Consider the following 6,733-nt stretch of genomic DNA (forward strand, 5'->3'; position numbering starts at 1 on the left):
CAAATTAATAGTGAAAGATATATAGGAAAGTGTCCGCACATTTCAAATTAAGAGGTGAATTACAATTGCATACGTATTATGGAGAACTTTGTACAAAGATATATGAAAGTGATAAATCAATTGCAGCCGGAAAAGAATTGGATTTTTATCTTTCTTTTGTAAAAGATAAAAATATACATGTGTTAGAACCAATGTGCGGAAATGGTAGAATGTTAATTCCCTTTATGCAAAATGGTGTGAATATAGAAGGGTTCGATATTTCGAAAGATATGCTTAAAGTTTGTAAAGATAAAGCAGAAAAATTAAACTTAAAACCGGTTGTGTCACAAGGAAGAATAGAAGAATATCATAGTGATAAAAAATACGATCTTATTATGATTCCTATCGGTTCATTTTCACTTTTACCAAATAATTTAGTAGACAATAGTCTTCAAAATATGAAAAACAACTTAAAGGAAAATGGCAAATTACTTCTGACAATTGTACAAGGTGGAAGTGAGACAGAACAAATTTTAGGTTGGATAGAGACAAATAGAAAAGAAATTAACAATGAATTAATTGTTGAGTATAGAAAAGTTTCATATGATAAGGCGCAAAAACTTCTAAATATTATACTGAAATATGAAATCATTCATGATGAGAAAATAAAAGAAACTGAGATTATGGATTTTCCTATAAGACTATATGATTTAAAAGAATTTGAAAATATACTTATTACTAATGGGTTTAGTCAAATTGTTGTTCATGAAATAAAAGATGGATATGGTGAAGGTAATTCATTTCATGTATTTGAATGCAGTTTATAACAAGTCAAAGCGGGGGATTATACTTATATGATTCAATACAAAAGATGTAGTGAAGTAAGTATAGATTTAGTGTATAAAGCTTTTAAGGATGGATTTTCAGATTACATCATTAAACTGGAAGTTTCAAAAGAAGATTTTATAAAAAGATTTTTTGGGCCAGAAGGGAATTCGCTAGAACACTCCTTTCTTGCTTTAGACGGTGACAAATGTGTTGGTGTAATACTTGGTGGTATTAAGGTATATGAAAGTATAAAAACAATGCGCTGCGGAACATTAGCTGTTCATCCAGAGTTTCGAGGCATTGGTGTAAGTCAAAAGTTATTTGAGTTACATAAAGAAGAAGCGACACAAAATAAATGTAAGCAGCTTTTTCTTGAAGTTATTGTAGGAAACGATCGGGCGATTCATTTTTATAACAAATTAGGTTATGAAAAAGTATATGATCTTTCTTATTATAATTTAAATGATTTAACTAAAATAATGAATAAAGGTAATAAAAATATTGAAGTAAAACAATTAGAATTTCCAACATTTAAAGTTGAAATTCAGAAATGGTTAAACTTCCATATAAATTGGCAAAATGATATTGATTATATCGAAAAAACAAATCATACATTTTACGGTGCATATGTTGATAGTGATATAAAAGGTTCTGTATGTGTAAATGAACAAGGAAAAATTAGTTTTATTTTCATAGACAAAGACTATAGAAATATTGGTGTTGGGACGAAATTATTACAGGTAGCAAGTGAAGAATTAAAGTTATCAAGTTTATCAATTGGGTTTCCAAACAACAATTTACTGAAAGGGTTTTTAAAGAAATCTGGATTTGAAAAGAATTCTTTAGCACAATATGAAATGTATTTATTGCTATAAAAGCGGAAGGAATTATTCTTTTCGCTTTTTATTTTGCACTATAAACGTTTTTGCTGTATGTGGGAGGATAAGTAAAAACAACAGAAGTTTTGTTACCTATCTTATTGAGCTAACTGGCACTTTAGTTGAAAAAGGAAAATGCATAGTAAACATAGAATATATTAATATATTAAAAGATTTATGAGGTGAAAGTGATGGCAATTAAGCAAGACGAAATTAAAGTAGTAGTCGGAGCTGGAGTATTTAATAATAATCCAGGTTGGGTTCAAACGCAAGAAGATGAACTTAATTTACTAGACAATACCACTTGGGAAGAAAGATTTGAATACAATTCCATTTCAGCTATTTTAGCAGAGCATGTATGGGAACATCTTACTTTTGAAGAAGGTGTAAAAGCAGCTGAAATTTGTTATAAATTTTTAAAGCCATCAGGTCATATTCGGTGCGGAGTGCCTGATGCATTTTTCCGAGATGAAACCTACCAAAATATAGTTCAAATAGGCGGCCCTGGCCCGAAAGACCACCCAGCTGCAAGCCATAAAATCGTACATAATTATAAAACATTAACGAAAATGTTTGAAATTGCTGGATTTGAGGTAGTTTTACTTGAATATTGTGATGAAAATGGTCAATTTTATTACACAGAATGGGATGCGAATGACGGCGTTATTTTCCGTTCGAAAAGGTATGATTCTAGAAATAGAGGCGATAAACTTGGTTTTCCATCGCTAATTGTTGACGCGATTAAAAGGTAAGTCATTCACCTAAAATAGGTGTTAGTTCTATCAGTTCATGAGTCGCAAATGCGGCTTTTTTTATTTGTTTTGTAAACCTACGTTTAGCAAGGAATTAGACATACATAATAAGTGATTTTGAACATTACATAACTTGATTTGAATACTATATTAGCTCTTATTAACACCATTTATCTTAAAGGAAATTGCTTTTAAATATTTAATGGAAATATCATATAAAGTAAATAAATCAACGTTTTCTCATGTTGAATTTTTTTGCGGAAATGTTGAGGTACGCCTATTGTAATAAACACATGGAGAGAATATATAATAAATCAATCAATGTTCAAGATACCATTTACACATTAAATTAATATTTCATTGCCATAGAGATTTCTTTTATACATTAATTCGTGTAAAATAAAACAGGAACATACATTCTATACAAGAGTAGGAGGAAATAAATATGTTAGCTCAAATAGAGAAACAAACTGATGGCTATATTATAAAATTTGAACGCCAATTTCCCAATACAATAGAGGAAGTTTGGTCTGTTTTAACTGAAAACAGCAAGCTTAAAAAATGGATGTCTAATTTACAGATTGAAAACCTTAAAACAGGTGGAATTATAAAGTTCGACATGATGGATGGTTCATTTTTAAATATTGATATTTTAGAGTGCCAACTAAATTCAGTACTTGAATTCACATGGGATAAAGATCGTGTCCGATTTGAAATACATAAAGAGGAAAATGGTTCTCTTTTACTACTTAAAGAATACATTCATGAATTAACTGATCATACACCAAAAGATATAGCTGGTTGGCATATTTGTCTTGACCTTTTTTCTTCAGTTTTAGAAGAGGAAGAGAAGGAATTTTCTAAAAACGAATGGCAACAATGGTTCGAAAAATACAAGGATAAGATTCAAGAAGTGAGAGGATAATTGTATAATAGGTAATATTCATTATGTAATTATTATATTGTAAAAATGATTTTGTGGAAAAATAAGAATAGAGGTTAATATGAAAGTAAATCAATTAATTGCTAATAACATAAATAAACTTGATACTGTTATTCCGTTTAATAAATCACTTGGTATTGCTGGTTTATCTGGATCTGGAAAAACAACTCTTTGTCAAACAATTGGTGAAGAATCAAAGAAGCGTCTAGTTTCCTTATTGCCAAAGGCTGAATATCAATATTTATTTCCTAATATTATGGAAACTAATTGTAGTGCAATTAAAATGGAAGAAATGCCTTTAGTACTTTTTTTAGGGAAATCATCAATTTCTTCCAATCCGCGTTCGACGATTGGTACTCATACAGGTGTTTTTAAAGAGATTCGTGAAAAATTAGCGGAAGAATTTAATCTTTCTCCTGAAGTCTTTTCATTTAATAATCAATTAGGTTGGTGTGCTGGCTGTAAAGGGCGTGGTACTACTAAAAATATTGAGTGTAAAAAATGTAAGGGGAAACGTTATAGTGAAGAAGTTGAACAACGTACTATTGAGTTATTTGCTGAATCACATACAATTTCGGATATTAACGATTTAAGTGTTGAATCTATTCTTTCACTAGCAGAAGAATTGAATATTAGTGAAGCAAAACAACATATACTGCAAAATATTATCAATATGAACATTGGTTATTTAACATTAAATCGAATTATGGGTACGTTGTCAGGTGGAGAATTAACACGACTTTACTTAGCTGAATTCATGGCAGTAAGTGAAAATGCTGTAATTATTATTGATGAGATTTCCGTGGGGCTTGATCACGAAACATTATTACAAATATTAGAAGAGATCGAAAAATTAGGGTACAAAAATCAAATTTGGCTCATTGATCATTCAGATACAGTACTGGATACAACGGATGAGCAAATGTTCTTCGGACCTGGTAGTGGAAAATATGGTGGAAAAATCGTAAAAGAATCACCAAGGCCAAAGCCAATACTATCGGAACGAAATTACAAAATGCCAACAGAATATTATACATTCCATGAATTATATTGCCGAAATATCCAAATGACTGAGTTTCAGATTCCTAAAAATAGACTTGTAACTGTTACAGGAGAGTCTGGATGCGGGAAATCTACACTTGTCAATGAGTGTTTAGCTACAGATTTCTTGAAACGATATCCAAAAGATAAACTAGTTATGGTAGGGCAAGATCGAAACCAATCGATTACAAGTCGATCAACTGTAGCAACTTTCTTAGATATTAAAAAGAAACTGACAAAGTATAGTGAAGAAATTGATGATATTTTTGAGCGCTCAATTGAGGATATTATTGATGAAATTCCAAACGAAGATATTGCGTATAAACGCTTGAGCCTACTAATCAAATTAGGACTGGGCTATTTAACATTAGAACGAAAAACACAAACATTATCAACGGGTGAGTTTCAATGTGTTCATTTAGTTTCTGAGTTATTTGCAAAAACAAGAAATCCACATACATTGTTTATTTTTGATGAGCCTTCAAAAGGTTTATCGCAAAATATTTTAAATCAATTTATAGATAGTGTTAGAGGGATATTACAAGATGAATCAGTCTCTATCATAATGATTGAGCATAACAGTTACATGCTAGAAAGTTCTGATTATATTGTCGATTTTGGAAAAAGACAGCTTGAATCTATAGAGCATCTTGATGTAGTAAGTCATGATGATTATTATCGTCAAAAAAGCAGTGTGAATAATGCTGAGCAAATACATATTTCTTCAACACTGAATCAACAAAATGGAATTAATTACTTAGAAGAAAATCATATTGATTATTTTAAAAATGCAGAAAACATTTATAAGGGTGGCATATTAAAAAGCTTATCATCAATGGCTCGTTTAATTTACGGTGAATACGAATCTGATACAATTGCACCTGTAGTTGCTATTGATCTCGAAAGACATTTGTATAGTCAATATAGTTTCTTATATGAAATTGGTGGATTGATCAATCATATTGTAGCTGCTCATCCGACTAATAAAGATACGAGAAGCTTCGATTTCTATTCTCAGGATAATCATTGCCCATCATGTTCGGGACGTCTTCAAATTGAAGTTTTTGATAAAGAAATTACAATTCAAGATAAAAATGTTCCATTTTGGGATGGTCTATTCGATCCAGAAATCATGAAAGTATTAAAATTTTATCAATATGAAAAAATAGAATTTCTATTTGAAGAAATTAAAAATGAGCTTGGTCATGATTTGTCAAAGAGCTATAATGATATGTCTGAGGAAGAAAAACATACATTTTGGTACGGCTATTTTGATAAGTCCTTTTATGATAAGAAAGGAAAGACACGTAGAACATGGGTAGGATTTAATACAATTATTGGCGGATATATTGTTATTTCAAAAGCAGCTATTAAAGAAGATATTAAGACTTCTAAAGAAATGATGACATGTCCAATTTGTGAGGCAACTGTATTAAATCACCAAAAACCGCTTAAATTTGGAGATACAGATATTCGTGAAATTATCAATCAGCCGCTTAATGAAATAATAAAAATTGTAGGAGATTTACCTGTACTCATCAAATTGAAATCTATCGTAGGTGACAATATGATTATGACAGAAGATGTCTCTTTACTGCCTAGGAAAACACAAGTTGCACTGAAAATGTTTGAATTAGAACAAGCAAGCTTTTCAAACTATGAAATGGTGTTACAAAATGTTTTACCATTCTGGAGCCAAATTAAAGGTAATATCGAATCAATCAGCAATAATAATAAGGTGACTATTTGTGATTTCCAAAATATCAATGAAACAAGAGAAACTATCATAGATAAGTATTTCACAAATGGAAAATATAAAAAATTAACATATGTGTATGAAGCATTTGGTTATAAAAAATTAGTTACCCAAATTAATAAAATAAAAAAAAGCAACCCATGTCCATTCTGTAACGGAAAAAAAGTTATAACCGAGGATAATCTACATGATGGCGTGTTTAAATTAACAATTCCATGTATAACTTGTAATGCAAGTGGTATTAATGATGAAGGGCTTAAAGAAATTGTTGATGGCATAGATGTACAAACATGGTTAACTGGAAAAGTTAGTGATGTTGTGGATGAAAGCTTACGAACTGAGGATGTTGCAGACATTCTAATATTTAATCGAATTCGTGAGTTGAATAAGCGAGAAATGATGGCAGTTTATGAATGTCTTGAGAAAAATAATTAAATTAAGAAAAATAAAAAATAGTGGTCAGTTAGGGATTAAAAACTCATTTGCAATAATCTGCAAATGAGTTTTTATGTTGAAGAAGAGTTTCTTTAAACGTGTTAAGGTAGTTAGATAATAG

General features: G+C 30.3%; 5 protein-coding genes. All 5 read left to right on the forward strand.

The features are described from left to right. Nucleotides 1-65: 65 nt before the first annotated feature. The 5 genes from V7038_RS28025 (at nt 66) to V7038_RS28045 (ending at nt 6,612) form a co-directional block, all read left to right on the forward strand. On the forward strand, nt 66-806 hold the full coding sequence (locus V7038_RS28025) for a class I SAM-dependent methyltransferase (RefSeq protein WP_199659405.1): 741 nt from the start codon (nt 66-68) through the stop codon (nt 804-806). A 27-nt stretch (nt 807-833) separates the two neighbouring features. Then, entirely contained in the window at nt 834-1,682 is an 849-nt protein-coding gene (locus tag V7038_RS28030) for a GNAT family N-acetyltransferase (protein ID WP_088039420.1), read from the forward strand. Nucleotides 1,683-1,873: 191 nt separating this feature from the next. Further along, the gene (locus tag V7038_RS28035) at nt 1,874-2,437 is read left to right on the forward strand and encodes a class I SAM-dependent methyltransferase (protein WP_033728073.1); all 564 of its coding nucleotides are present in this window, start codon (nt 1,874-1,876) and stop codon (nt 2,435-2,437) included. 445 nt (nt 2,438-2,882) lie between these two features. After that, entirely contained in the window at nt 2,883-3,362 is a 480-nt protein-coding gene (locus V7038_RS28040) for an SRPBCC family protein (RefSeq protein WP_002127512.1), read from the forward strand. A gap of 79 nt (nt 3,363-3,441) precedes the next feature. Then, nucleotides 3,442-6,612, forward strand: coding sequence for an ATP-binding cassette domain-containing protein (locus V7038_RS28045; RefSeq protein ID WP_199659406.1), 3,171 nt, complete (start codon nt 3,442-3,444; stop codon nt 6,610-6,612). The last annotated feature ends 121 nt before the right edge of the window (nt 6,613-6,733 follow it).

The sequence above is a fragment of the Bacillus sp. JJ783 genome (assembly GCF_036963225.1).
GTDB lineage: Bacteria > Bacillota > Bacilli > Bacillales > Bacillaceae_G > Bacillus_A > Bacillus_A cereus_U.

Coding starts and splice junctions, on each gene's coding strand:
- V7038_RS28040 (WP_002127512.1), top strand. CDS start 2,883: ATGTTAGCTCAAATAGAGAAACAAACTGATGGCTATATTATAAAATTT.
- V7038_RS28045 (WP_199659406.1), top strand. CDS start 3,442: ATGAAAGTAAATCAATTAATTGCTAATAACATAAATAAACTTGATACT.
- V7038_RS28030 (WP_088039420.1), top strand. CDS start 834: ATGATTCAATACAAAAGATGTAGTGAAGTAAGTATAGATTTAGTGTAT.